Source organism: Streptomyces sp. MB09-01, assembly GCF_033794505.1.
Classification (GTDB): Bacteria; Actinomycetota; Actinomycetes; order Streptomycetales; family Streptomycetaceae; genus Streptomyces.
Genome location: NZ_JARAYQ010000035.1, coordinates 1 through 25,789 on the forward strand (window position 1 = coordinate 1; position 25,789 = coordinate 25,789).

Genomic DNA, 25,789 nt, shown 5'->3' on the forward strand with positions numbered 1-25,789 from the left:
CCCCCGGCCCACGCGCCCCGCCCCGCGTTTCCACCGCCGCCGGCCCAGGCGCCGAGCCCCGGGCCGAACCGGGGTCCCGTGATCGCCGCGCTGATCACGGCCGCGGCCACCATCGCCGCCGCGGTCATCGCCGCCGTCGCGATGGGCAGCAACGACGGCAAGCCCGGCGTGCAGCCGGGCCCCGCGGCCGTCACTACCGCCCAGCCGCCCACCGCCGCACCCACCCCCTCCACGGCGACCTCGAGGACGGTCCAGTCCCTGCCGGCCCAGAGCCCGGCACCCAAGGCGACGAAGAACGCCCGTATCGAGGCGAGCCCGGACAGCGGTTCCCACGGCATGGTGGTCACCCTCACCGGCTCGGGCTTCGCGGCGGGCGAGCGGGTACGCCTCGTCTTCAACGGCAGCTACGGCAAGGAGTGGCAGCTCCGGGACGTCACGGCCTCGGCCGAGGGCGGCTTCGTCGCGGAGATCAAGGTTCCCGCGGAGGGCGCCGACAACCAGCAGAGGTCAGTCGAGGCCAAGGGGCTGGACAGCAAGCGGACCGCGGACACGCCGTTCACCATCACCGAGTGAGACCCGGTGCGCCATGACCGTCTTCAGGCCGGGGTGGTCTGCGGCTGCTTCCGGCCGGCCGGCGGCTGCCGCAGGGCGAGGATGATCAGCAGGGCGAACGCGGTGACGGCGGTGAGCGTGCGCAGGTTGTTGAAGAGTTCCCAGCGCCGCAGGATCTCCGCGTGATCTGCCGGGGCCGAAGTGAGCGCCCACTCCTTGATCCGGCCGTTGATCGGCACGTTGCCGAGCCGGGTGGTCAGGAAGGACGCGAGGGTCAGCAGCGCTGCCGTACCCGCGATCAGCCGGGCGCGGCCGCGTGTCAGCGCCGCGAGGGTGAGGGAGCTCAGCGTCGACACGGCCATGGCGGCCTGCATGGTGATGCCGTTCATCTTCATCAGCTCGGCGTGGAACGACAGCCGCATGTCGACGGGATGGCCATCAGGGACTGCACTGCCCACGCGGCGGCCGATTTCGTCGTCTGGCACCGGGACGCCGTGGTGCCGCAGGGCAAGACCATCACCTTCACTACGGAGTGGGGGATCGAAGGGCAGATCCCGGACGCCCCGGACCCCGAGGTCACGCGTCCCCGTCTCGTCGCGGCCTTCCTCGCCCACCTCGAGACCCTCGGCCTGGACTGAGCGCACCGAGGGGCCCACCGCAGTCGCCGAGGCGGGCAGAAGACGATGCTGAACCCGGGAGCCCAGGCGGGTCATTCGCTCGTGCGACAGGGCTTGCGCGGGGTCATGCTGCGCCGGGCCCCGGGCGTACGGCTGGGGCACGCGGCCTCCGCCGCGCGCTCCCCGCGCACAATCGGCCGATGATGGGAGTACAGCCGAACACGCGGAGCTGATCATGGCGGGTTGGCGTGTCAGGGACTACACCCAGGACGATCTCGAAGCGGTGATCCGCGTCGATGCGGAGAGCAGCAGGGCCGAAGAGCCACCTCTCTTCCCGCTCTCCGATGCCGTGGCGGCCCTCCAGGCTCTCCACCCGGCGGTGGTGGCCACCGCGGACGAGGTGGTGATCGGCGCCGCGGTGAGCAGGGTGGAGGGGGACCGGGCGTGGATCCTGCGCATCGGCATGGCGCCCGCCTGGCGGCACCAGGGGCTGGGCAGCGACCTGATCACGGCCCTGGAGCACCGGCTGTTCGCCGGTGGCGTCCGAACGGTGCACGCGGTCCTGCCCGACGGTGGGACGGGTGCCACCGCCCTGCACAACTGCGGCTTCGGCGCCCGTCCGGGCCTGGTCTTCTTCGAGAAGCGCGGGCGAGTGACCCCCCAGGCGGTCAGCATGCTCTCGTCGCTCGGAGCGGAGCTGCCGCCCGGGGGACTGTGGCAGAAGGTCGTGGGCATGCAGAGGGAGAAGCAGCTCATCGAGCGGCGCCTGGTCCTGCCCCTGGCCCATCCCGGACTGGCCACCCAGCACGGAGTGGAGCTGCCGCGGGCGGTGATGCTGTTCGGTCCGCCCGGGACCGGCAAGAGCACGTTCGCGCACGCGGTGGCCAGCCGTCTTGGATGGCCGTTCCTCGAACTGTTCCCCGCCCGGCTGGCCGCCGAGTACGGGCTGGCGAACGGGCTGAACCGGCGCTTCGACGAGATCGCCCGGCTCGACCACGTCCTGGTTTTTATCGACGAGGTCGAGGAGATCGCGGGGACCCGCAGCGGCGCGGACGCGACGGCGGTCGGCGTCGTCAACGAACTGCTCAAGGCGATCGTCCGGTTCCGGGGCCAGGACGGGCGGCTGCTCGTCTGCGCCACGAACGACGTGACCACGCTCGATTCCGCGTTCCTGCGGCACGGCCGCTTCGACTACGTCCTGCCGATCGGCCCGCCCGACGACTGCGCGAGGACCGCGCTGTGGGAGAGCTACCTGGCCCGGGCCGGCGCGGAGGCCGACAGCGCGGTGCTGGCGACCGCCAGCGAGGGCTTCACCCCTGCCGACATCGCCCATGTGGCCCGTACCGTCTCCCAGGTCCAGTTCGAGCGCACCTTCGACACGGGAACCCGGGCCCGCCCCACCACCGAGGACTACCTGGGCACCATCGGCGACACCAGGCCCACGGTCAGCGCGGCCATGGCCCAGGAGTTCGCCCACCAGACCGAGAAGTTCGCCCGCATCTAGGCCGCTCCCCCGGATCAGGCCGGGCCCGTGGCCGTCCCTTCCTCCTCCGCCTCCATGCGCCGGATTCCCTCGTGGGTGAGGGTCACCATCGCGGGGGTGTTGCCGGGTTCCCAGTCGACGGTGATCAGTCCCTCGCCCGCCAGGTAGGTGCAGGCGGCGGCCAGGTCCTGTTCCGGCACGTGGAGGTCGCGCCGCAGCTGTGCTCCGGTGATGCCGAGGAGGCGGTTGCCCTCGACGGCTTCGTACAGGACCCGGAGCACCTGATCGCGGTACGTCTTGCGTTCGCGCAGTGTGGCCATGACCGCGTCCTTTCACGTGTGGGGCGGGCTCCGGGGCCGGTCGGGGTCTCTCAGGTCTCGTCGGAGTGCGGGCCGTTGCCGGCGGGGGTCCTGCTGGCTGCCGGCCAGGAGCGGACGGGGCCGGCGGGTGTTGCCGTGTCCACGGTGAGGTGGAGGCGGGCCTTCTGCACGTGGGCGTGGTTCCCTTCGGGGTGGGCGAGAGGCCGGCGGGTCGGGGCGCCGTGGCGCCCCGACCCCTGCCCCCGGTCGGAGGAAGGTCTGTTCCTCACCGGACGGCATCCGTGTGGTGGGCTCGACGACCGGCGTCGTCCGGCAGGCCGGGAGGCCTCGGCAGGGGGTCGCTGAAGTGGTAGGCCTCGATCCGCGCCTCGTGCTGGGCGTTCAGCAGGTGGATCCAGCGCATTCCGATGCCGATCATGAGGATGATCACCGCGATGAGGACGACGGTCTCCACGGAGCTCACCTCCAGCCGTTTCCGGGCAGCGGCAGGGCGGTTCGGCCCGTCGGGTCCCCGAAGGGGGACGAGCAGGCCCCGCCTTCGCCCTCCCAGGTGGCTTCCCTGCGGCGGGCGTCGCCGATGCCGCGCCCGATGACGGTCTCGTTGGCCATGAGTACGCCTGCCGTGAGGACGCTGCCCGGGATCGCTGCGGCGGCCATCAGCCGGGCCGCGGCTGCGGGCTCGGTCTCGGGCGGGATCACCAGGAGGTCCCAGCGGCCGACGGTGTAGGAGAGCAGGATCAGCTTGTCGGGATCCTGTTCGGTGAACCAGCCCACGTGCAGTACGCGCCCGCCCACGGGCACCGTGCGCGGTACGGCCGACCAGCGGGTGGGGTTCACGCTCACGCGGGTGACGCGTCCCCAGGGTTCGTCCAGAGCGGCGGCCAATGCCGGGAGCTCGGATTCGAGGTCACGGGAGCGGGGCCACCAGGCACCGTCCAGCTGACCTGCGAAGGTGGTCTTCGGGGTGAGGGACAAGCGTGCCGGGAGCTCTACGGGGAGGTCGCGGGGCGCGGTCCGGTCGAGGGTCGTGGTCATGGTTCGGACCTGCCCCCGGGCTGCCCGTCGGCGGCCCGGTTCTTAGGCGATCGCCGGAAACGACACCCGCCTGAAAGCCGGTGTGCGAAGTACTCCCGGTGCCTCAACTGTACGCCTGTTCGGCGGGCCACGGCCGGTCTGACCAGGTATTTTCCGGGGCATGGTGGAACGGGGCGGCGCGAGTACCGTGAAAGGACGGCCAGAAGGCGATGCCTGAGGAGGTTGCGTTGAGGAGGCCGTCGGTCAGGCGCACGCCCCCGAGGCCGACGAGGACGACGCCGTCTCGCGTGGGGGATGGGCAGCCGCCGCCGGGACGCCACCGGGAGGGGAAGCACCCCGTGCTTACGAACGTCGCCCACGTGCTCGCCGGTCCGATCGGCGTAGGCATCATCTTCATCGGCGCGCGCCTTCCGGTAGAGGCATAGCGCTGGCGCCCGGTGCTTTCTGTGCGCGATTCACGGGTCAAAACCCCCTTTGTGAGCGCGAATTCACCAGACGGCGCAGACCTTTCGTGCGCGTCGCAGGGAATGCGTCTCGTGGCGTGGGGCGACCTGCGCCCAGGTGGTGCAAGTGGTGCGCCAAATCGTCCGGGCATGGAATTCCCGCGATTTGGGTCACGCGGAGCCGGGCCAATTCCCTTCCCCGGTGCCCGGCCCGATCCCCCGGCGATCGCCCGCGCGCTGCTCTGTAGGCTATGCGCGAGCTCACGCTGAGCGCGTTCAAAAGCTAGAAAAACGGGGGGTTCGGTGCGCAATCGCCGACTCGTAAGGTCCGCTGCCGCCATCGTGGCGGCCGGCATCGGTTTCCTACCCGGCACGGCTCAGGCCGCTGATCCGATCAAGCCCGCCGCGCAGGCGGCGGGAGCACCTGCCGTCGACCCCGCACAGGGGGTGGCGGCAGGGCTCGCGACCTTCACCAGCGCCGCCACCGGCAGCGCGCAGCTGAGTCTCTTTCTGAGCGCCCGGACGTCGTCCGCGCACGGCTTCGAGCTGACGACCTCGCTCAACAGGGCTGCCCCGCCGCTGGACACCACCATCGACTGGGGTGACGGCACCACGGAGACGGTGACGGCCGCCGGTGCCTGGGAGACGCGGACCATGCACACCTACAAGGAGCTCGGCGAGTACACGATCAAGGCCACCGTCGTCGATCCGGCACTCGGGACGAGCGACACCGAGGAGGTCCGGGTCAAGACCCTGGGCTCGGAGTTCACCCCGTACGGTCCCACCCGCCTGCTGGACACCCGCAGCGGCACGGGCGCCGTCAAGGGCAAGGTCCCGGGGTACTCCTCGACCCGCCTCAAGGTCGCGGGGAACGGCGGCATCCCCGCCGGGTTCACCGCCGTCGCGCTCAACGTGACCGCCACCAACACCACCAGTGGCGGGCACGTCAGCGTCTTCGCCTCCGGTGCCACGCGGCCGACCGCATCGAACATCAACTTCGAGGCCGTCCAGACCGTCCCGAACCTGGTGATCGCGCAGGTCGGCGCGGACGGCTACGTCGAGCTGTACAACGGCGGCTGGGAACCGGTCGATCTGATCGCGGACGTCACGGGCCACTTCGGCCGGCAGGAAGCCAGCGGGTACGCCCCGCAGGCGCCGGCCCGGGTCGTCGACACCCGCGACGGGACCGGCACGCAGCGAGGTCCGGTCGCCGGCCAGGGGTCCTTCACCGTCAAGGTGGCCCAACCGGGTGCCACCGCCGTCGCGCTGAACGTGACGGTCACCAACCCGCAGGAGGCCGGTCACCTGACCGTCCACCCGGCCGGGCAGGCGGCGCCGAGCACGTCGAACGTGAACTTCACCGCCGGGCAGACGGTCGCCAACTCGGTGATCGTGCCGGTCGGCAAGGACGGCGAGATCACCGTCCGCAACGGCGCCTGGGCCCCGTCCGACGTCATCGTCGATCTGGTCGGCACGTACAGCACCGCGAGCGCCAGTGCCTATGTGCCGGTCGCGCCCGTCCGGCAGATCGACACCCGCGAGAGCTGGTCCAAGGGGCCGTGGCCCACGCGCGGGTACCTCTGGCAGGCCTTCTCGCGGGAGCAGGCCTGGGTGCTGAACACCACGGTCACCCACACGCGCGGCGCGGGCTTCCTCTCGGTCGCACCGGACCCCAACTCCACCGGCAACTACGCCGACAGGACCGCCGTCACCCCGGAGCGTCCGGTGTCCTCCACCCTGAACTGGACGGCGGGCAAGACCGTCGCCAACCTGGTTCAGGCGAGCGGCGGTGACAACGGCATCGTCGACTTCTGGAACCAGGGCTGGGACCGCGCCGACCTGATCGTCGACGTATTCGGCTACTACGACAACCGGTAGCCGAGCAGCGCTTCGAGGCGTCCCCGGACCGGCCCGCCGGCCGTTCCCGGGACGCCGTGGCGGCCGATCCGGGCCGGCCGGGCGCTCGCGTGGTGGCGCACTCCCCAACGACCTGACAGTCCATCGAAGCGAGGAAGGCTCCGCCATGACCGACTTCGGTGACTAGTCGTCTTGGTTCTGCTGCTCCACGCCTTGACGATGCGGGGTCGGCTCGTCGCGCATCGTCCGGACAGCCCCAGGAGCTCGTGCAGGACGAGACGAGGTCCCTCAGCCATGGCGGTGCCGCAGGCCGTTGTGCCTGCGGCACCGCTCGGGCGTCGGGGTCAGGACGGGTCGCCGTACTGGAGGCCGCGTCCGTTGGTGCCGATGTAGACGCGCCCGAAGGTGTCGGGGTCGCCGGTGACGACGCCGCCGCTGATGTTGCCCCACTGGTGGGCGTCGTCGTTGACGCGGAGCCAGGTGGCGCCCTTGTCGGTGGAGCGGAAGACTCCGGGGACGTCCTTGACGGTACCGATCAGGTACAGGGCCTGGTAGTCGGCGCCCGGCGCGGCCTTGCCGAAGCCGAGGGCGGAGGCGGACTTCAACGTGCTGAGCGTGGTGAAGGTGCGGCCGCCGTCGGTGGAGTGCAGCAGCCCCTTGTCATGGCCGGCGATCCACAGGTCCCCGGCGATGCCGGGGACGGCAGTGAGCCGGCCGGCGGGCAGGTTGGTGGCGCGGGCGGTGAAGGTCGCGCCGCCGTCGGTGCTGGCGTGGAGCGTGCCGCCGGACAGTGAGTAGAAGGTCCTGCCCGAGGACCGGTCGGCGACGACCACGGCGTCGGTGCCCAGGCCGCTGACCTTCGACCAGCTCGCTCCCTTGTCGGTCGAGCGGTACGGGACCTGGCCGGCCTGGGTCCAGACGATGGTCGAGCCGTCCGCCGCGAGCGCGGCGCGACCGTCCTGGGCGCCGGCCACCGGCTCCGCCTTGAAGCCGTTCCAGCTGATGCCGCCGTCGGTGGAGTAGGCACCGTCCTGCGCGCCGCCACGGCCGACACGCACCATCACCGAGGGGTTGGACTGGGCGAAATCGATGTCGGTGCTGTTGGTCATCATCGGGTTGCTCACCCGCCCGGCGGGCACCTTGGTCAGGTCGTCGTGGCGGAAACCGCCTTGGTCACCCATGGCGGAGATGACGGTGGCGCCGCCGGGAGGGGCGATCGCGTCCATCAGCGCGGTCTCCTCCAGTCCGCGTGCACCCACGGTCCAGTGGCTGGTGCCGCCGTTGTCGGTGGCGGTGGCGTCCTTGCTGCGCCAGATGCCGTTGCCGGTGCCGTACAGCACGTGCCCGGAGTTGAAGGGGTCGATGGCCAGGGCGGTCATCCAGTGCCCGGTGTGGGTGCCGATGTACGGAGCGGTGGAGGCGTCCCGTGCCGACTTGTCGGCCAGTGCCTTCCAGGTGGTACCGCCGTCGGTGGTGCGGTAGATCTCGTCCTCGGGCCACCAGCGGTCGAGGGTGGTGACCATCACCGTGGACGGCTTCTGCGGGTCGACGGCCAGACCGGAGAACCCGTAAGAGCCCTGGGACGGGGAGATGTTCTTCCACGCCCCGCCGGCCGGCGTGTACTTCCACACCGAACCCCCCGTCACGCCGTTGGGCCCGAGGTTGTTGGTGTACGTCAGGTACAGCGAGCCGTCACCGGAGAGCACGCCGTGCTGCGGCATCTGGCCGGTGGGCTGCCCGGCGACGGCCTGCCAGGTGCTGCCGCCGTCGGTGGAGCGGTAGAGGGAGGTGGACCTGTCAGCGACGCCGACGTAGATCGTCTTGCTTCCGGCCGGGCCGTACGTCACGAAGGAGATGCCCGCGCCGCTCCCCGCCCCGTCCTTGACGGGGAACGAGGAGACCTGACTCCATGTCGCGCCGTGGTCGCTGCTCCGCCACAGGCCGTTCTTGCGGGTGCCGAGGAGCAGGGTGCCGTTGTTCGCGGGGTCGATCACCAGGCGTTCGCCCGCCCCGCGGCCGTCCTCGTTGGCGCCCAGCTTGAAGGGCAGATCGGTGCGCTGGAAGGTGCGGCCCCGGTCGGTGGAGCGCAGGATCGCGCCGTTGCCCGCCCAGCTGTTGGTGTAGGTGCCCGCCCCGAGGTAGAGCCGGTCGGGGTCGACGGGGTCGGTGGCCAGCGAATCGATGCCCAGCAGGTTCCAGTCCTTCTCGCCGACCCAGTCGGTGAGCGGGATCCACTGCTCGGCCGCGGCGTCCCAGCGGTAGGCGCCGCCCATGTCGGTGCGCGCGTACAGCAGGCCCTTCTCGCGGGGGTTGAACACCAGCCCGGTGACGTAACCGCCGCCCACCACCTGGGCGTTGTTCCACACATACGGTCCGGTCGCGGTCGTCTGGGTCTTGGCCGTTTTCACCAGCTTCCACTGCTGGTTGGTGCTGCGCTTGCCGTGGTACTGGATGACCGCCGCGCCGTCGGCCGTGGACTCTCCGAAGACGTCCAGGACCCGGCCGCTCCTGCGGGAGGTGAAGGTGACGGCGTCGGACCCGCTCACATCGTCGATCCGCCACTCCTGGGACGTGGAAGAGCTGTCGGTCTGCTGCTCTGCGGCGGTCGCCTGGGCGGTCGAATCGCCCGCTATGCCCAGCACTTTGCCGCTGTTGCGGTTCACCAGCTCGTAGTAACCGTCCCCGGTGGGTCTCAGCTTCCACTGCTGATTGGCGGTGTTCTGGTCGGTCCACTGCTGGACACGGGTGCCGTCGGCGGTGGAGAAGCCGTTGACGTCCAGCACCTTGCCGCTGCGCACGGAAACCAGCCGGTAGTAGGCATCGCCGTCGACCGTCGCGGCTTGTGAGTCCTCCTGCACGAACAGGAGATACGGCACGACGATGGCGGGGACGCCGAGCAGCAGGCTGGTCGCGGTCCAGCGACGACGGTGACGCCCGCGGCGCCCGCCGTTCGTGGGGTTCTTCATGGGGGGTGTTCTCCTTGCATGCCACCAGAGGAAGTGGATCCAGCTACCGGAACGGCCGGATCCGACTCCTTGTGGTAACAGGCCCCGCAAAGGGTTGCCTTGAGCCGGGAACTTCTTTCAAGTCACCTATGGGCCGTCCGCGAGTTCGCCGCCGGCTACCCGAACGCGCCCGGATGATCTGTGGGAGTCGGCCATGGAACACCACCGACAAGCCCACAACGTGCGGTACCGGGCCCTACAAGTCGGCCCGGGCCCCGGTCCATTGATCCAAGGCACAGGCTTCGGCCGCATACCCTTGCCGACGCCAAGGTGCGGCGCCGTACGCGGCGGATCGCTCCCCTGAGGAGGTTGGAATGGGGCTCATGGATGCGGACCACGCGGGGCTGGTTGTCGCGGCGCAGGCCGGTGACGAGCGGGCGCGCGAGGAGCTGATCGCCGCGTACCTGCCGTTGCTCTACAACATCGTCGGGCGGGCGCTGAGCGGACATGCCGACGTCGACGACGTCGTCCAGGAAACCCTGCTGCGCGTGGTGCGCGACCTGCCTGCCCTGCGTGCCCCGGAGAGCTTCCGGTCCTGGCTGGTGTCGATCACGCTCCGCCAGATCAATACCCACTGGCACCGGCAACGCGCCTTCGCCGGCCGGACCACGGTCATCGACGAGGCACTCCAGATACCGGACGCCGACGCCGAACCTGAGGACCTGACGATCCTGCGTCTGCATGTGTCGGACGAGCGCCGTCAGGTTGTCGAAGCCGGCCGGTGGCTCGACCCGGACCATCGGGTGCTGCTGTCGCTGTGGTGGCAGGAACGCGCCGGCTCGCTGAGCCGTGACGACATCGCCGCCGCGACGGGGCTCACTGTCGCCCACGTCGGAGTACGCCTGCAACGCATGCGCGAGCAGCTGGAACTGAGCCGGACGATCGTCGCCGCGCTGGAGGCCGATCCGCGCTGTCCGCAGTTGGACGAGACCGTCGTCGGCTGGGACGGTCTGCGTACGTCCGTGTGGCGCAAGCGGATCGCGCGGCACACCCGCGGCTGCCCGGTCTGCATGGCGACGACGACAGAACGGGTTCCGGCCGAACTGCTGCTCCTCAGCCTCGCGTCGCTGGCCGTCCCGGCCGGCCTCGTCGCCGCGCTGGCCGCCAAGGGTCTGTTGTCGGGTACGGCCGCGAGTGCCGCCGGGCTGGCCACGGCACCCGTCGCCGTCGGCACGGCGACGGTGGGAGGCGGTCTGCACAGCTCGCTGATCGGCAAGCTCTTCGCGGTCACCGCTCATCCGGTGGCGAGCCTCGCCACCGGCGCTGTGCTCATCGCCGGGACCGCCACCTACGCGACCTGGCCCGAACCGGCGCACCGGGTGCCCGGCGTCATCGCCGCTCCTACGGTCGGCAACCCCACGCCGATCCCGTCGAGCACCACCACGTCGGCCGGACCGTCCCCGGTGAGTCCGTCCCCCGTCGCAGGCACTGTTCCGCTGGGCGCACAGTCGCTGGAGTCCGTGGACGAGCCCGCCCTGTACCTCACGTATGCCGACGACTTCGCGACGCTCGGCCGAGTCTTCGCGTCCAGCAGCGCGCAGACACGGCAGCGGGTCACCTTCACGGTCATCGGGGGGCTGGCCGACACACGGTGCGTCACCTTCCGCGCCGCCGACGGCCGCTATCTGCGCCATCGTGACCTGCGGCTACGGCTGAGCACCAACGACGGCAGCGAACTGTTCCGTGAAGACGCCACCTTCTGTCCGCACCCCGGGTCGGTCGCCGGGTCGGTAACCCTGCACGCGCACAACTACCCCGGATCGGCCCTCCGCCACCGCGACGGTGGCATCTGGCTCGATGGCTCCGACGGCACTCAGGCCTTCGCCGGCCAGGCTTCCTTCATCATGCGCAGGGCCTGGGCCACCGCTCCCTGAGCATGTTGGACCGAGTCGCGCAGTGACAGCTGGTGATCCTGCACCACGATCCTGCACCACGCCGTTCCCAACCCGGCAGTGAGCCGAGTGCTGCGCCGAATCCAGCTTCGATCCGCATGCATCGACGGCTGCCTCGCCGTGACCGGCCTGAAGGCTGATCACCGCTGGGCGGCGCGCCCCTTCCCCAGCGACGACCAGACCGCGGGGCTTGGCATAACGCTTTTTGCCTGCGAGATGCAGCACTGAGCAATCGTCCGGACGGCGCGACTTTTCTGTTACGAGACCGCGAGTTCGGAGGCCTCCACTTTCGTGGGGTGCCTTCCCGCCGCTCACCATGACGTGTCGGCGTGGGAGGTTCCCCGACTTCCCCCGTTGACGTATCCCCTGAAGAAAGCCCCTCCCATGACGCGACACACCCACGACCCCCGGGCGACCGGTACGCAGGAACGGCGCCACGTCCTGCACCGCACCCACCCCGCGGCGGATCAGGCCGTACCGGCCGATGCGCGCACGATCACGGCACCCAGGGCGACCCGCGACCCCCGAGGAGAATCATGAAGGGCCTGCACCGGCTCCGCCGGCGTCGCCGAACACTGACGGTAGGACTGTCGGCCGCGGCGATGGTGGCCGGTGTCGTGACGCTCCTCCCCAGCTCCGCCGGAGCCGCGAACCTGGGTACGCAGGCGGCCCCCTCGGGCAGGTACTTCGGCACCGCTGTGGCCGCCGGCAGGCTCGGCGACTCGACGTACGCCAACATCCTGGACCGGGAGTTCAACATGATCACCCCGGAGAACGAGATGAAGTGGGACGCCATCGAACCGTCCCGCGGCCATTTCGACTTCGGCCCCGCCGACCGGATCGTCAGCCACGCGACCTCCCACGGGCAGCGGATGCGCGGGCACACTCTGGTGTGGCACTCCCAGTTGCCCCCCTGGGTCAGCGGCATCACCGACGCCGCCACGCTGCGCAGCGTGATGAACAACCACATCACCACCCAGATGACCCACTACAAGGGCAAGATCTACGCCTGGGACGTGGTCAACGAGGCGTTCGCCGACGGCTCCACCCAGCACCGCAGCTCGGTGTTCCAGAACGTGCTGGGCAACGGCTTCATCGAGGAAGCGTTCCGCACAGCCCGGGCGGCCGACTCCTCGGCCAAGCTCTGCTACAACGACTACAACATCGAGAACTGGTCGGACGCCAAGACCCAGGGCGTCTACAGCATGGTCAAGGACTTCAAGTCCCGCGGCGTGCCGATCGACTGCGTCGGTTTCCAGAGCCACTTCGGCACCAGCGGCCCGCCGTCCAGCTTCCAGACCACCTTGTCCAACTTCGCCGCCCTGGGCGTCGACGTCCAGATCACCGAGCTGGACATCGCCCAGGCGTCGTCCAGCCACTACGCCAACACGGTCAAAGCCTGCCTGTCCGTGGCCCGGTGCACCGGCATCACGGTATGGGGCATCCGTGACAGCGACTCCTGGCGCAGCGGCGACAGCCCCCTGCTGTTCGACAACAACGGCAAACCCAAGGCCGCCTACACCGCCGTCGTGAACGCCCTCAAGGCCACGGGCGGGACGACCGGCGGGACCCGTACCGGGGAGATCAAGGGCGCGACCTCCGGTCGTTGTATCGACATCAACGGCTCCACCACCGTCAACGGCACCCAGGCGCAGCTGTGGGACTGCAACGGACAGACCAACCAGCGCTGGACCTATACCTCCAGCAAGCAGCTGAAGATCTACGGCAACAAGTGCCTGGACGCTAGGGCCAAGGGCACCAGCAACGGCACCGCGGTGGTCATCTGGGACTGCAACGGCGGCGCCAACCAGCAGTGGGACATCAACACCAACGGCACGATCGCCGGCGTCCAGTCCGGGCTGTGCCTCGACGCCGTCGGCGCGGCCACCGCCAACGGCACCAAGATCCAGCTGTACTCCTGCTGGTCCGGCAGCAACCAGCAGTGGACCGGCCTGTCCGGGACGTCGACCCCGACAACGCCCGCGCCGACGGGCGGCACGTGCGCTCTTCCGTCGACGTACCGGTGGACGTCCACGGGGGCGTTGGCGCAGCCGGCGAACGGGTGGGCCTCGCTGAAGGACTTCACCAACGTGGTGCACAACGGCAAGCACCTGGTCTACGGGTCGAACGGGGCGGGATCGTCGTACGGCTCGATGATGTTCAGCCCCTTCACGAACTGGCCGGACATGGCGTCGGCCGGCCAGACCGGGATGAGCCAGGCCGCGGTGGCGCCCACGCTGTTCTACTTCGCGCCCAAGAACATCTGGGTGCTGGCCTACCAGTGGGGTGCGTGGCCCTTCATCTACCGCACGTCGAGCGACCCCACCAACCCCAACGGCTGGTCCTCGCCGCAGCCGCTGTTCACCGGCAGCATCCCCAACTCCAGCACCGGCCCGATCGACCAGACCCTGATCGCTGACGGCCAGAACATGTACCTGTTCTTCGCCGGTGACAACGGCAACATCTACCGGGCGAGCATGCCGATCGGGAACTTCCCCGGCAACTTCGGCTCGTCGTACACGACGGTCATGAGCGACTCCAAGGACAACCTGTTCGAGGCTCCGCAGGTCTACAAGGTGCAGGGCCAGAACCAGTACCTCATGATCGTTGAGGCGATGGGCGCGAAGGGGCGCTACTTCCGCTCGTTCACGGCCTCCAGCCTGAGCGGTTCGTGGACCCCGCAGGCCGCCGGCGAAAGCAACCCCTTCGCGGGCAAGGCCAACAGCGGTGCCACCTGGACCAACGACATCAGCCACGGTGACCTGGTCCGCAACAACCCCGACCAGACCATGACCATCGACCCCTGCAACCTGCAGTTCCTCTACCAGGGCAAGTCCCCCACCGCGGGCGGCCCCTACGACCAACTGCCCTACCGGCCGGGTGTCCTCACCCTGCAGCGCTGACCTGCCCGGCCCCCTGTGATCGCGATTCGGGGCGGCCTGCCAGCGCGGAGACGAGCGGTTTAGGGCACGGGCAGCTCCACCTGCTGACCGATACTCACCGCCTCGAGGAACCCCAGCCGTGCGTCGGCTGGGGTTCCTCTCTCTTGTGGACTTTCATCGCGGGTACGGACCGAAGCGCTACGACGCCACCGTGCGGCGTCGAGCTGTTGGTCGGTCCAGCGGCGCGCGGCGCAATGGAACGGCTCTCCGCCCACGACGCGCAGTCCGTTCCCGATCCCCGTCCAGTGAGCGGGCCGGTACGGGACGCAGCTGCCCGGCCGCCCCGGAGGACCCGCCGCGCGCCCGCTTCCTCGTCATCCCCGGTGGGAACCGTCGGCAACCTTTTCGCATCCTGCGGCAACCAAGCAGTGGACCTCGACTCGAATCTTCGAACGGACGGACATGCAGACTGCACGGCAGGCCGCGCGGCAGCGCAGGCGTAGACACAGGCTGATGGTGGGAACGACGGCGCTGACCGCCGCGGGCATCCTCGTCTGCCTGGTGACGGCCATGCTTCCCGGCCCCGGCCCCAAGGCCGAGGCGGGGGCCGACGTGGCGGCCCCTGCCGCCACCCAGGCGGGAACCATGCCCTCGACCCCGACGAGCCCCTCCACCTCGACGAGCCCCGCGCCCCCGACGGACAGCTCGCATGCCGCGGCAACGGCGACCGCGGCCGTCGGTACGACCACGGCGGCGCCACCGCCTTCGGCGAAGGCGACTCCGCAGGCGGCGTCCAGCACGGCACCGTCGGCAGGCCGCATCCAGCCCGGGACCACCTATAAGGGCGTTGCCACCGCCTACGCCGCCGGCGACGGCAACGGCGCCTGCCTGTTCGGCCCGAGCGACGACCTCATGATCGCGGCGATGAACACCACCGACTACGAGTCGTCCAGGGCGTGCGGAGCTTACGTGCGCGTCCGCGCCGCGAGCGGCGCCTCGATCACGGTCCGGATCACCAACGAGTGCCCGCTGCCCTGCGCACCCGGGCAACTGGACCTCAGCGAACAGGCCTTCGCGAAACTGGCCGATCCCAAGCTCGGCCGTATCCCGATCACCTGGAGCCTGCTGAGCCCCCAGACGTCCGGCACGATCTCCGTCCGATACAAGACCGGATCCAGTCCCCACTGGTGCGGCATCCAGGTGATCGACCACCGGAACCCGGTCGCAGGGCTGGAGGTACGGACCACCAAGGGCTGGCGGAGACTGCCTCGTACCGACTACAACCACTTCCTCTCCGCCGACGGCAGCGGGTGCGGCGGCGCGATGAGGATCACCGACATCTACGGGGAGCAGCTGACGGTCGACGGGACCGCGTTGCTGCCGAACGTCGCACAACCGACCCGGGTCCAGTTCGCCCCGCACTGACACCGCACCGCGGCCGGGTGGCGGCCGGGATACCGCCGCATCGGAGCGCCCTGGGTGTACCGGCCACTGTTACGCTGCGCGCCGGATGTTGACGCACACATTTGCGGAGGGGGCGACCGAGGGACATGGTCCTCGATGACGCGTCCGCGGAGTTCCACGACTTCTTCGAACGCCACTACGCCGAACTCGCCCGGTTCGCCCATCTCCTGACGGGCGAGGCGGACGGTGCCGACGATCTGGCCGCGGACGCCCTGATCGCACTGTGGCAGCGCTGGGACCGGCTGCGCCAGGCCGAGTACCCACTCGCCTACGCGCGTGGAGTGGTCGCCAACCTGGCACGGTCACGGATCCGCAGCGCGGTTCGCGAGCGCCGCCGGATCGCCCTGTTCTGGTCCCGCGGCGCGGAGCCGTTGGACGGTCCGGACGCGGCCGCCGTGGTGGACGTGCGCACTGCTCTCGCCCGGTTGCCGTTCCGGAAGCGGGCATGCGTGGTCCTGCGGCACGCCTTCGACCTGTCGGAGAAGGACACCGCTGTGGCGCTCGGAATATCGGTCGGTACGGTGAAGAGCCAGACCTCGAAGGGGATGGCCGAACTGGAACGGATGCTGGGCAGCACAGGAGCAGCCGGGGAACTGTTGGCGGGGAGGAGGAGCCGTTGAACGAGGAGCTCACCGGGCGGCTGCGCGCAGCCGCCGAGGCCCACCGGCCCGACCGCGCCCGGATCCTGGCACGCGTGGAACGCGGCATGTCCGGCGCCCCCGCCGGCCCCCGCGAGTCATCAGGCACGAGGCCCTGGCCCGGGGTCGCGCTCGCCTCCCTCGCCGCGGTCGGCATTCTGGCGGTCGGTGGTTTCGCCGTCGCAGCCATCGTCCAGTCCCCGCCGGCCCGGCCGGACATCCCGGCCACCCCCGCCGCGCCGTCCGCGCCGTCCGCGCCCGGGACTCCCCACCCGACGCCGTCGGCGCCCACCACCGGTAGCCCGACCGCGCGGGAGCGCCCGTCCTCGACGAGCCCCAGCCCTGCGACGTCAGGCAGCGCGGGCCCGGCCCGGCCCGGCAGCGCGCACGTCCAGGACGGGCCCCTGTGGTCGGCCGGCTCCTTGGACGCGGGCAGCAACACCTACTGGGCGCAGAGCAACATCACCCTCAAGACCACCCAGCCGCTCACCGCACTCACCATGGAACTACGCATCACCCAGACCGGCGGAGTGCAGAGCACCGGCAGCTGGCGGACGCTGCCCGCCGACGACTTCACCGTCACCGTGCAGCACGAGGGCGGAGCAGTGGTCTACCGCTGGACTCTCAAGCCGGGCCGCACGGTCCCGGCCGGACAGCATGTCTTCGCCGGCCAGTACAACCACGCCGCCGGCGAGCGCGAGGCCGGGCACGACGGCTACCGCGTCGACGCCAACGGTCCCCGCGGCGCCCTCTCGGTCTGGGGCGGCTTCACCCCGACACGATGAGGCCGTGCCCGTAGCCGGGTCGAAGCCACCCACGCACCTGCGCGCCGCCCGCCTCACCCTCGCCGAGCGCTGTGTGGTCCCGCTTCCCTGGCCCGTGGTCGGCCGGCTCCTGGAGGGTGAGGTCAAGGTGGAGTGGTACAGCCCGCACCCGGAGTCCCGCGGGGACGCCGAACGGCTGGCGGAGGCCGTCGTAGGACTTGCCTTCGACGGCCTCCGCACCGCGGTGTAGCGGCTTCGCGGGGAGCTGCTAGCCGATCTGGGCGTAGTTGTGGTACCCGTCGAAGCGCGGCACCCAGATGGTGGGCCAGGGCACACCGGAGACGTTGCAGGCGCCGAACACCACGGGCGAGCGGCGGCCGGTGTCGTTCAGGCAGAGCCCGGTGCCCACCTCCTTGATCTCCCAGTGGTCGCCCTTCTCACCGCCCTGGAAGATCCACGTGAAGGTGGCGCAGCCCCAGCCGTTGGCCTGGATGAGGGAAGCGCCGTTGTAGACCGATCCGCCCTGTGCGCCGAGGCAGTACGCGCCGCCCCAGGTGCCGATCATGAAGTTGCCGTTGCCCACGCTGTGGAAGGTGAAGCGCTGGTGCAGCGCGCCCTTGCAGTCGTACCGCTGGATGATGGCACCGGCGCTGGTGGACTCGCCCCGGATGTCGAGGCACTGCCAGCTGTACCCGGCCCGCACTTCGTAGATGGGCGCGTTGTACGGGGTGGTGCTGTAGCGGATGGTCGGGTTCTCCGCGGCCTGCGCGGACGCGGGCAGCAGCATGACGAACAACGCCGTGAGAGCGGCTATGACCCCGCTGCCGAACCGGCGGAATTTTTGCGCCACGTTCCCTCCTGACTGGAAACAAGTGACCGGGGACGAGCTTGACGCCGGAGAAGCTACCGAGATCCACTGAGCCTCCGGTACCCACCCTTTCAGGGGGGTGTGTTCACTGCGGAGGCTGTGGTGAGGGTGGGCTCGGGTCTGCAGCGTGCCCAGCGGTTCATGATGCTGGCGACCGTCCTGTACCGGGCCAGCCACCTGACGGCGGGCTTCGCGGCCGTGCTGCGGAAGGCGCCGGGCGAGGTCCTCCCCTGGGCGGTGTTGGGCGGAATCCTCGCGTTCAGTGCGTGGCTGTACGGGAACGCGTACGCACGGGGCTGGTTCGACCGGCGCTGGGTGTGGGCCGACGTGCTGGTGACCGGGTGCTCGGGGCCGCTGCTGGTGTGCCTGGCGACCGGTGCGCGGTCGGGCGGCGGCTGGGTGCCCGGGGGCGCCGAAGTGGCCTTGTACGGATGGCTGTTCCTGCTGGGCGGGTCGGTGAGCGCGGCGGCGGGCGTCGCTCTGGCGCCGCGACCGGCCGTGGGGGCCGTACTGCTCCTGCTCGGCACCACGCTGGCCGCGTACCTGTGGGTGATCGGGCCGGAGGCGGCTCCGGGGTCCGCGCTCGTCGGGCACCTCAACTCGGTGGTCTCTTCGGCCGTGATGGCCAGGGTTTTCTGGTGGTACCTGCGCCGCCAGGGCACCCAGCTGGACGAGGCCAAGGCGCGGGCACTGACCGCCGAGGCCGCGCGGGCCCGGCAGGCGGAGCGGATCGCGCACCACCGGGCCCTGCACGACACCGTGCTGGCCACGCTGACCACCATCGCCGCCGGCCGGCTGGACGCCAACGCGCCCCTGGTGCGCGAGCGGTGCGCCCGCGAGGCCGCGTACCTGCGGCGGCTGATCCAGCGCGAGGACGACCCGGAGGCGGCCGGTGCGGAGGCCGCCGAGGTGGCCGTCGGGACCGCGCTGGAGGAGGCGGTGCACTCGGCCGAGTGCCTGGGCCTGAAGGTCACCGCCCAGTACCACGAACTGCCGGCGGTGCCCGGCCCCGTGGCCACCGCCCTCGCGGCCGCCGTGTCCGAGGCCCTGAACAACGTACGGTGCCACGCCGCGACCGGACAGGCCTTCCTGACGGCCGTCGGGGTGGGCGAGGGCGTGTCCGTCACGGTGGTGGACCGGGGCGCCGGCTTCGACCCGAGAGCCCCGGGGGGCGGCACGCCGGACGGGTCCGGGTCCGGGACCGGGCTGCGGCGCTCCATCCACGCCCGGCTGGCCGAGATAGGCGGACAGTCAGAGGTCGACAGCGCCCCCGGCGAGGGCACCAGCGTGCAGCTGCGGTGGCCCGCGTGATCACCGTGGCCGTGGTGGACGACGACCGGATGCTGCGCGAGGGCCTGCGCTCCTGGCTGGCCGGGGTGGAGCGGTTACGGCTGCTGGCCGCGGTGGAGACGGTGGACGAGCTGCTCGCGGTGGGCGGCCGGCCCGCCGACGTGGTGCTGCTCGACCTGGTGCTGCGCGACGGCTCCGTCCCCGAGGAGAACGTTCGGCGGCTGTGTGCGGCGGGCAGCCGGGTGCTGGTGATCAGTACGGTCGCGGACCGCGCCCGGATCGTCGGGACGGTGGCGGCCGGGGCGGACGGCTACCTCACCAAGGACCATTCCCTGGAGACGCTGGTGGGCGCCGTGGAGGCGGTGGCCGGGGGCGGTACGGCGCACTCCGTCGAGCTGGCCTTCGCCTGGGCGCACGACACCGGCCCGGCCCGGCCGCAGCTGGCGCCGCGCGAGCTCCAGGTCCTGCTCGACTACGCTTCCGGGCTCACCCTGAAGGCCACCGCGAGGCGGGCGGGCGTCAGTCCTAACACCGCCAAGTACTACCTGGACCGGGTCAAGGAGAAGTACCAGCGGGCCGGTCGCCCGACGTACACGAAGATCGACCTGGCCCTGCGGGTGCGGGAGGACGGGCTGAGCCCTCAGGACCGCCCCCGGCACAGCCCTTAGCCCCGATGCCGCTGACCTGGGCCCGCAAACCCCCAGGTCGCAACCATGCCGCCCATCCCATCCCTGAACGACACACCGGCCCGGCTCTGGGGGTTGCCGCCCCCGCCCAGCCCGGCCGGAAGCTGGAGCACTGCTTGCGCCACCAGGCGATGCCCCACACCTCCACCCAGCGCCCGCGCACCGAGAAGGAGGTGACCCTTCCCGACACGTTCCTCACCGTGGAGCAGACGGTCGAACGCTTAGGCACCGGCGTGCGCTTCATCCGGCGCTCATCCAGGAACGCCGCATCGGCTACGCCAAGTTCGGCAAGCACGTCCGCATCGCTGACAGCGTGCTGGCCGCGTACATCGACGCGAGCACCGTCCCCACCCTCCGTGAAGCGCGTTCCCGCTTCGGGAAGGCGGCCTGATGGCGGCACGCAAGCCGCGGCGGCGGCGCGAATTCGGTACCACCAGCCAGCTCCCGTCCGGCCCTTGGCAGGCGCGCTACTGGGCGCCCGACAGCAGTCGTCGAACGGCCCCGGAGACCTTCGCGACAAAGACGACGCGCAGGATTGGCTCACCCTCACCAAGGCGGACATCCAGCGCAACCACTGGACCGACCCCGACGTGGGCAAGGTCAATTTCGAGGATTACGCGCTCAAGTGGGTGGACGAGCAGGGCCTCGCCGCCACCACGGACGAGCTGTACCGCCGGCTCCTGCGCCTGCACGTCCTCCCCGGCTCCGGTGACCTCGACCTTGACGCGATCACCCCGCCGATCGTGCGGACCTGGCGGGCCGAGCGCCTGGCCGCCCCTCGGGCCACGACGGTCGCCAAGTCCTACCGGCTGCTGAAGGCCATCATGGAGACGGCGACCGACGACGAGCTGATCCGCCGCAACCCGTGCCGCATCAGGGGCGCGGGAAGCGAGCAGGCCAAGGAGCGCTCGACCGCGACCGTCGCCCAGGTCGGCGCCCTCGCCGAAGCCATGGGCCCGCGCTGGCGGCTGATGGTCTACTTGTGCGCCCACGGCCCGATGCGCCCGGAGGAGCAGGCGGCCCTGCGGCGGACCTCGGTCACCCTCGATCCCCTCGTCGTACGGATCACCGAGGCCGCCCCGGAACTGAACACCGGCCGCCGCGTCGGGGGCGACACCAAGTCGGCGGCGGGCGTCCGCACCATCCACCTGCCGGCCTTCCTCTACATGGAGGTCAAGCGGCGCCGTGCTGTGTCGAGAGGAACCTGGCGCTCAGACACACCTCCATGCGTCGAGGAAGGCTTTCCGCTCAGCCGGATCAGCTGATTTGTGGTCCGCGTGCAGGACCCGCCAGGCGGTGAGTTCGAGGTCGCGGAGCCACAGCTCGCCGATGACCTGCGTCTTGAGGTCGGGGAGGTGGTCGGATTCGGCGAGCGCCTGGCCGATTACCTCTCCGGCTGCGACGCGCTGGGGCGGGGTCATCTCGTCGACAGCCGAGAGGATCTGACCGGCCAGACCGGTGCCTTCTCCGGCCAGCGAACTCAGCACGAACGTTTTGATGTTGGCGGGCAGCAGGTAGAGGGAGCCTGAGGTCCTCCACAGGTCCGACCAGAAGCGTTCTCCGGCCTCGGTGGGAGCGGGGAGCGCGGCCAGCAGTCCGAGGAGGTGCGCGGTGGCCGCGTACCCATCGGAGTGGGCGGATGCGACGACGGCGATGTCGGCGACGCGCTCCACGTCGATTCGGCCCGCTTCGAGGCGTGGGTCCAGTCCCAGTCGCTGTACCAGCTGGTGGGAAAGGGGGGCGGATGCGTGGGAGCGGAACTCGGGAAGCATCGGCGGTCCTTGAACGTAGGAGAGCGGAGAGGCCCGTTCGGAAGCCCTGATCGTTCCCATGGCCCGCCGACTTACACGACTTCCACGGCCCCAGTTGGCGGCAGGCCTCCAGGACCGGAACCATGGACGGCTGAACAGACCGTGTCCGACGGTGCCGGCCCGGTGGTCCGAGGCAGGCCTCGGGCAATGCTCCTGCGGGCAGGCTCCTAACATGAGCACGTGGTTGCCACTGACGCCCAGCAGCCCGAAGCAGGAAGGGAAGCAGTGTCCCGCGACGACGTCGAAACCGGCGGTGCGTCTTCCGCACCGACGGCCGGAGGATGCGAGGCAAGTGGTCCTCCCTCCGGATCGCACCGTGACAAGGCCGCCGAGGACTCCCACCCGGTTGCCGACCTGGTCGAGCGAGCGGCCGATCTGGTGGAGCCGATCAAGCCGAAGCTACGAGGCTGGCTTCACGCCGGAATGGTCCCCGCATCGCTGGCCGCGGGCATCGTCCTCATCTGCCTGGCGGGGACACCGCACGCCACCCTGGCCTGCACCGTGTACTCCGTCACCGCGTGGATGCTGTTCGGGACGAGCGCCGTCTACCACCTCGGCACATGGGGACCACTCGGTGAGGCCGTTCTGCGTCGCCTCGACCACGCCAACATCTTCCTGATCATCGCCGGCACCTGTACCCCGCTTGCCGTGCTCCTTCTCCCCCCTGACCAGCGGTCCGTCCTGCTGTGGATCGTGTGGACGGGCGCTCTGGCCGGCATCGCCTTCCGTGGCCTGTGGGTCAGAGCTCCCCGCTGGCTGTACACCCCCTGCTACCTGGCCCTGGGCTGGGCACCGGTGCGATACCTGCCCGACTTCCTGGACAGGGGTGGGGCGTCCGTACTCGCCTTGATCGTGACCGGCGGGCTTCTCTACAGTGCGGGCGCGGTTGTCTACGCCCTTCAGCGCCCCGACCCCTCGCCCCGCTGGTTCGGCTTCCACGAGGTCTTCCACGCCCTGACCGTGGCAGCCTTCACCGCGCACTACATCGCCATCTCCTTCACCGTCTACTGAGCACGGCGATGTTCTGCCCGGGGGCTGCTGTCGCCCTGGGGCGGGTGCGTGGCCGGCTGGCTTCGGGTCAGGGTGCGAGGGGACGGCGGAGGGAGAGGTAGTAGTTGCCGACGGCGGACAGATAGCGGGGGTCATCCGTTTCGCTGTCGGTGGTGAACTGGGGAGCGGCTTTGATCTCTTCCCGGGTCCCTGACACCTTTACCGTCCGTGTTTCGGTGTCGATGCCGGCGACGGCGCCGGCCGGGATCAGGATGCTCTTGCCGAACACCCACACGCCGGTGTCGACGACCAGGTGTTGCATGCCGGGATGGTCCTGCTGTCGGTCCACGTGCCCGATGGTTCCGTCAGCCGCTTCAACCGTGAACCCCACCAGTGACTGCCGGGAGGTGTAGCCGCTGTCCTGCGCGTACATCCACACACCGCTCACAACCCCGTCTCCTCATTCTCGGCTCTAAGGCGGCGGCCACGGCCACACCGCCGGCTTGACTCGTCCATCCCCATGCCCCGGTGCGTGCCTCGCAACCGGGTCCTCAGAGGATTCCGGGCGTGCGCGCTATGCCGGTGGCCGGGCGGCGTCCCCGAGTGGGGCCGATGTCTGCTGTTCGGGTGAACCAGTCAGGCAGCGCGGCCTGCACGGGCAGCAGCGGCCACCTGGTGTGCGGGTCCTCGGGCAGGGTTGAGGACGGTCGGCCCCGCGGGTTTCTCGGATCTGTGCCGGCCGTGGTCACAGGCTGCGACCGCAGATGGGATGGCTTCGACGAGGCAGTGGGGGCCGACCGTAAGGCCTCGGGCGCTCGGACAGAGCGTCGGGGAGCAGTTCTCGTGGAGGGGCCGGTCCCACGGTGTCGGAGGAGGAGAGGAGCGGTCATGCCCCCAACCGAGGAGCGAGATCCAGGCGCCCAGCAGCGGCGCGCCGGCGGCGAGGAGTTGGTGGGAATGGACCTTGCGGGCGTGCTCGCGGCAGCGGAATCCGCCTCCCCCGTCCAGTCACTGGACGTCGTCGCACGGATGCTCAGGGACCGCCTGAACGCTGCTGCGGTTTCGTTCCTGATCGTCGACTTCACCGGGTCGTCAGTGGTGCGGCTCGGGGCAGCGAACGTCGAGTCCGACGAGCCCCCTGAGCGCGTCGCTCTGCCCGGCACCCTCTACGCGGACGTGTTGCGCACACAGCGGCTGGCCCTCCAGCGAGAGGGCAACAGTTTGGTCAGGGTCGTGGCGCCCGTCACCAACCGCGGCGACGCCATCGGCCTGCTCGAACTCTTTCTACCGGATCGCCCCGACGAAGACGCGATGAGTCAGATCGGTGCGACCGCGCATGCCTTGGCCTACATCGTCATCGCGAACCGGGCCTTCACCGATGTCTACCAGTGGGGCCGTCGTACGCGCCCGCTGAACCTGGCGGCCGAGATCCAGCACCGGCTCCTTCCCGCCTCACTGGCATGTGAGGCGGCCCAGTTCACGGTCGCCGGAGCGCTGGAACCGGCGACGCACGTCGGCGGTGACACCTTCGACTACGTCGTAGACCGCGACACCATGCAGCTCTCCGTCACCGATGCCATGGGCCACGACGTGGAAGCCGCGCTGCTCGCCACCCTCGCAGTGGGCGCCCTTCGCAGGGCCAGGCGTGCCGGCGCCGAGCTCGAAGTACAGGCCTTGGAGGCCAACCGGGCCGTCATCGACCACGGCAGGCGGGGCTTCGTCACCGGGCAGCTGCTGCGCGTCAGCCTGCTCGACGGGACCACTCAGTTCGTCAACGCGGGGCATCCTTGGCCGCTGCTCCTGAGACAGGAGAGGGTTGAGGAGGTGGTTCCCGAGGTGGATCTCCCCTTCGGTATCCAGCTGCGTAGCCCCTACCGGGTGCAGCGGCTGGACTTGCAAGCGGGTGACCGCCTCGTGATGCTCACCGACGGCATGCTTGAGCGCCGCGCCGTGGAGGTCGACCTGCCCTCCCTGATCGTGCGCACGGGCGATCTCCACCCCCGCGAGGCCTCCCGCGCTCTGGTCGCGGAGATTCTTCACGCCCACGGCGGCCGTCTCCAGGACGACGCGACGGTCATGTGCCTGGACTGGCACGGTACCCACCAGGTCACACGCAGCGCTGACGCCGGGGCGGACCTGGCGGAGGCGTCCGCGCCCGAATAGCACTCTTTCGACGACCGAGGCCCGCTGATCCCGACGGGCACGCTCGGTTCACGCCGAGGGCGGCGGCGCGGATGATTCGGCGGCGCGGCGGTACTCGGCGTTGATGCGCTGGGCTTCCTCGAGCTGGTCCTCGAGGATGATGATGCGGCAAGCGGCCTCGATGGGGGTGCCCTGGTCGACGAGTTCCCGGGCGCGGGCTGCGATGCGCAGCTGGTAGCGGGAGTAGCGGCGGTGGCCGCCCTCGGAGCGGAGCGGGGTGATCAGGCGGGCCTCTCCGAGGGCGCGGAGGAAGCCCTGGGTGGTGCCGAGCATGTCTGCCGCCCGGCCCATGGTGTAGGCGGGGTAATCGTCGTCGTCGAGACGGCCGAACGAGTCGTCTGCTGTCATTGAACCTCTCTCATGGAACACATGGAGGGGCCCTGGTGCCGTACGGCACCAGGGCCCCGAAGGAACTACTACACCATCTGTCGGCCCTGATACTGCGCCGACCCTGTGTTTCCGCCGTCCCGACCGAGATGCTGCCGGGAGTGCGGGGATCGCGGTTGCTTGACCGGAGACCACCTCACTATCGATGTCCTGCGGTACCCGGGCTCAGACTTCCGCCCGGGCGATCCTGATGGTGCTCGGCTCCTCCGTTCGTCCCTCGGTGATCAACTGCTGGTACTGCTGGTACTGCTGGTACTGCTGGTACTGCTGGTACTGCGTACTGCTGGTGGCCTGATCCAGCGCCACTCTTCGGCAGCCAGCCCCGTTGCCCGTCCTGCGTCTGCTCTGGCTTAGAACCCCACTGCCGAACTTCCCGGTGCGCGCGCCCGCAGCCGACGCCTTCACCGAGGTGCTGCTCACTGACTTCACTGCTGGGTACTGCCACTGCGTTAACTGCGGTACTGCTCTCGGCGGCCCCTGATCACTGCGGGCCACCCGGTCCGGTCGTCAGCCCCGTCGCCGTCCTGCAACAACCCTGGCTTCGGAACTCCACCACCGAACCGTCCTGCGCACTGCAACTACGGGTACTGCTGCCCGGCAGTT

The 25,789-nt window shown here is 70.3% G+C and carries 24 protein-coding genes and 2 pseudogenes; 15 read left to right on the forward strand and 11 right to left on the reverse strand.

Annotated features, from left to right (window positions below):
* A pseudogene (locus PV721_RS10615) lies at positions 1-573 on the forward strand (hypothetical protein); the annotation flags it as partial.
* A 23-nt stretch (positions 574-596) separates the two neighbouring features.
* On the opposite strand, the gene PV721_RS10620 reads toward PV721_RS10615, so the two are convergent.
* Positions 597-974, reverse strand: a complete 378-nt coding sequence (locus PV721_RS10620; protein WP_319722678.1) for a DUF1772 domain-containing protein — start codon at positions 972-974, stop codon at positions 597-599.
* Between the two features lie 9 nt (positions 975-983).
* On the opposite strand from PV721_RS10620, the gene PV721_RS10625 reads away from it, so the two are divergent.
* Both PV721_RS10625 and PV721_RS10630 read left to right on the forward strand, forming a co-directional pair.
* Positions 984-1,190, forward strand: coding sequence for a hypothetical protein (locus PV721_RS10625; protein ID WP_319722680.1), 207 nt, complete (start codon positions 984-986; stop codon positions 1,188-1,190).
* 214 nt (positions 1,191-1,404) lie between these two features.
* Positions 1,405-2,673 carry a bifunctional GNAT family N-acetyltransferase/ATP-binding protein gene (locus PV721_RS10630; protein ID WP_319722682.1) on the forward strand — a complete coding sequence of 423 codons (1,269 nt, stop codon included), beginning with the start codon at positions 1,405-1,407 and terminating at the stop codon, positions 2,671-2,673.
* Between the two features lie 14 nt (positions 2,674-2,687).
* Here PV721_RS10630 and PV721_RS10635 read toward each other — a convergent pair whose 3' ends face one another.
* The 4 genes from PV721_RS10635 to PV721_RS10650 are packed head-to-tail and all read right to left on the reverse strand — an operon-like array spanning position 2,688 to position 4,007.
* On the reverse strand, positions 2,688-2,972 hold the full coding sequence (locus tag PV721_RS10635) for a hypothetical protein (RefSeq protein ID WP_319722684.1): 285 nt from the start codon (positions 2,970-2,972) through the stop codon (positions 2,688-2,690).
* A gap of 50 nt (positions 2,973-3,022) precedes the next feature.
* On the reverse strand, positions 3,023-3,241 hold the full coding sequence (locus PV721_RS10640; protein ID WP_319722686.1) for a hypothetical protein: 219 nt from the start codon (positions 3,239-3,241) through the stop codon (positions 3,023-3,025).
* Positions 3,238-3,426, reverse strand: a complete 189-nt coding sequence (locus PV721_RS10645) for a hypothetical protein (protein WP_319722688.1) — start codon at positions 3,424-3,426, stop codon at positions 3,238-3,240. Before PV721_RS10645 ends, PV721_RS10640 begins: the two co-directional genes overlap by 4 nt.
* A 5-nt stretch (positions 3,427-3,431) precedes the next feature.
* The gene (locus PV721_RS10650) at positions 3,432-4,007 is read right to left on the reverse strand and encodes a DUF5994 family protein (protein WP_319722690.1); all 576 of its coding nucleotides are present in this window, start codon (positions 4,005-4,007) and stop codon (positions 3,432-3,434) included.
* Positions 4,008-4,753: 746 nt separating this feature from the next.
* On the opposite strand from PV721_RS10650, the gene PV721_RS10655 reads away from it, so the two are divergent.
* A complete protein-coding gene (locus tag PV721_RS10655) occupies positions 4,754-6,328 on the forward strand; it encodes a hypothetical protein (RefSeq protein WP_319722693.1) in 1,575 nt (524 codons plus the stop codon).
* A 323-nt stretch (positions 6,329-6,651) separates the two neighbouring features.
* Here PV721_RS10655 and PV721_RS10660 read toward each other — a convergent pair whose 3' ends face one another.
* Entirely contained in the window at positions 6,652-9,273 is a 2,622-nt protein-coding gene (locus tag PV721_RS10660; protein ID WP_319722695.1) for an RICIN domain-containing protein, read from the reverse strand.
* Between the two features lie 353 nt (positions 9,274-9,626).
* Between PV721_RS10660 and PV721_RS10665 the strand changes: the two genes are divergently transcribed.
* The 6 genes from PV721_RS10665 (at position 9,627) to PV721_RS10690 (ending at position 17,202) form a co-directional block, all read left to right on the forward strand.
* Entirely contained in the window at positions 9,627-11,186 is a 1,560-nt protein-coding gene (locus tag PV721_RS10665) for a sigma-70 family RNA polymerase sigma factor (protein ID WP_319722696.1), read from the forward strand.
* 554 nt (positions 11,187-11,740) lie between these two features.
* The gene (locus tag PV721_RS10670) at positions 11,741-14,107 is read left to right on the forward strand and encodes a non-reducing end alpha-L-arabinofuranosidase family hydrolase (RefSeq protein WP_319722698.1); all 2,367 of its coding nucleotides are present in this window, start codon (positions 11,741-11,743) and stop codon (positions 14,105-14,107) included.
* Between the two features lie 492 nt (positions 14,108-14,599).
* Complete coding sequence (locus PV721_RS10675; RefSeq protein ID WP_319722699.1) at positions 14,600-15,511, forward strand: expansin EXLX1 family cellulose-binding protein; 912 nt, start codon at positions 14,600-14,602, stop codon at positions 15,509-15,511.
* A gap of 125 nt (positions 15,512-15,636) precedes the next feature.
* Positions 15,637-16,170 (forward strand): SigE family RNA polymerase sigma factor, encoded by a 534-nt coding sequence (locus PV721_RS10680; protein WP_319722702.1) that lies wholly within the window; start codon positions 15,637-15,639, stop codon positions 16,168-16,170.
* Positions 16,167-16,973, forward strand: a complete 807-nt coding sequence (locus PV721_RS10685) for a hypothetical protein (RefSeq protein ID WP_319722704.1) — start codon at positions 16,167-16,169, stop codon at positions 16,971-16,973. Before PV721_RS10680 ends, PV721_RS10685 begins: the two co-directional genes overlap by 4 nt.
* Before the next feature lie 4 nt (positions 16,974-16,977).
* Positions 16,978-17,202 (forward strand): hypothetical protein, encoded by a 225-nt coding sequence (locus PV721_RS10690; protein WP_319722706.1) that lies wholly within the window; start codon positions 16,978-16,980, stop codon positions 17,200-17,202.
* Between the two features lie 18 nt (positions 17,203-17,220).
* On the opposite strand, the gene PV721_RS10695 is transcribed toward PV721_RS10690, so the two are convergent.
* A complete protein-coding gene (locus tag PV721_RS10695) occupies positions 17,221-17,802 on the reverse strand; it encodes an RICIN domain-containing protein (RefSeq protein ID WP_319722707.1) in 582 nt (193 codons plus the stop codon).
* 120 nt (positions 17,803-17,922) lie between these two features.
* Between PV721_RS10695 and PV721_RS10700 the strand changes: the two genes are divergently transcribed.
* The 3 genes and pseudogenes from PV721_RS10700 to PV721_RS10710 form a co-directional block, all read left to right on the forward strand.
* Positions 17,923-19,131: a sensor histidine kinase gene (locus PV721_RS10700; protein WP_319722708.1), complete on the forward strand. Its 1,209-nt coding sequence runs from the start codon at positions 17,923-17,925 to the stop codon at positions 19,129-19,131.
* Positions 19,128-19,778, forward strand: a complete 651-nt coding sequence (locus PV721_RS10705) for a response regulator transcription factor (protein ID WP_319722710.1) — start codon at positions 19,128-19,130, stop codon at positions 19,776-19,778. Before PV721_RS10700 ends, PV721_RS10705 begins: the two co-directional genes overlap by 4 nt.
* A 408-nt stretch (positions 19,779-20,186) precedes the next feature.
* A pseudogene (locus PV721_RS10710) lies at positions 20,187-20,977 on the forward strand (site-specific integrase); the annotation flags it as partial.
* Positions 20,978-21,007: 30 nt separating this feature from the next.
* Here the strand turns inward: PV721_RS10710 and PV721_RS10715 are convergent.
* A complete protein-coding gene (locus tag PV721_RS10715; protein ID WP_319722712.1) occupies positions 21,008-21,568 on the reverse strand; it encodes a hypothetical protein in 561 nt (186 codons plus the stop codon).
* A gap of 219 nt (positions 21,569-21,787) precedes the next feature.
* Between PV721_RS10715 and trhA the strand changes: the two genes are divergently transcribed.
* Complete coding sequence (trhA, locus tag PV721_RS10720) at positions 21,788-22,618, forward strand: PAQR family membrane homeostasis protein TrhA (RefSeq protein WP_319722714.1); 831 nt, start codon at positions 21,788-21,790, stop codon at positions 22,616-22,618.
* A gap of 67 nt (positions 22,619-22,685) precedes the next feature.
* Here trhA and PV721_RS10725 read toward each other — a convergent pair whose 3' ends face one another.
* Positions 22,686-23,030 carry a PRC-barrel domain containing protein gene (locus tag PV721_RS10725; RefSeq protein WP_319722716.1) on the reverse strand — a complete coding sequence of 115 codons (345 nt, stop codon included), beginning with the start codon at positions 23,028-23,030 and terminating at the stop codon, positions 22,686-22,688.
* 524 nt (positions 23,031-23,554) lie between these two features.
* On the opposite strand from PV721_RS10725, the gene PV721_RS10730 reads away from it, so the two are divergent.
* Positions 23,555-24,760: a PP2C family protein-serine/threonine phosphatase gene (locus PV721_RS10730; protein WP_319722758.1), complete on the forward strand. Its 1,206-nt coding sequence runs from the start codon at positions 23,555-23,557 to the stop codon at positions 24,758-24,760.
* Between the two features lie 48 nt (positions 24,761-24,808).
* Here PV721_RS10730 and PV721_RS10735 read toward each other — a convergent pair whose 3' ends face one another.
* Positions 24,809-25,147, reverse strand: a complete 339-nt coding sequence (locus PV721_RS10735) for a MerR family transcriptional regulator (protein ID WP_319722718.1) — start codon at positions 25,145-25,147, stop codon at positions 24,809-24,811.
* A gap of 204 nt (positions 25,148-25,351) precedes the next feature.
* Entirely contained in the window at positions 25,352-25,492 is a 141-nt protein-coding gene (locus tag PV721_RS10740; protein ID WP_319722720.1) for a hypothetical protein, read from the reverse strand.
* Positions 25,493-25,789: the final 297 nt, after the last annotated feature.